Origin of the sequence: Shewanella sp. S1-58-MNA-CIBAN-0166, from assembly GCF_040310085.1 — a bacterium.
Classification (GTDB): Bacteria; Pseudomonadota; Gammaproteobacteria; order Enterobacterales; family Shewanellaceae; genus Shewanella.
Genome location: NZ_JBEOPN010000119.1, coordinates 1 through 284, shown reverse-complemented (window position 1 = coordinate 284; position 284 = coordinate 1). Strand labels below are relative to the sequence as shown.

Here is a 284-nt window from a genome sequence, read left to right as displayed (position 1 = left end):
CTTTTTTACCTGTGCTATCGCTACCGGTAAAGGTAACGCCGCTAATCGCTTTATGCGCTATGAGTGCGCTGGCTGTTTTGCCATCAATAAGTAGGTTACTAAAGCAGTGCTCAGGAAATCCGGCTTGTTTAAACAAGGTTTCAATTTTTTCGGCCATACCAAATACATTACTGGCATGCTTTAACACTGTGGTGTTACCGGCCATAATATTAGCGGCGCTGTAACGAATTACCTGGTAAAGCGGAAAGTTCCAAGGCTGAATGCCAAGTAGTACACCCGTAGGC

1 protein-coding gene is annotated in these 284 nt (G+C 45.1%); it reads right to left on the bottom strand.

The annotated features are described in order from the left end of the window. Positions 1 to 284, bottom strand: a 284-nt coding sequence (locus tag AAEY99_RS21335) for an aldehyde dehydrogenase family protein (protein ID WP_351011968.1), incomplete at both ends; no start/stop codon positions are given.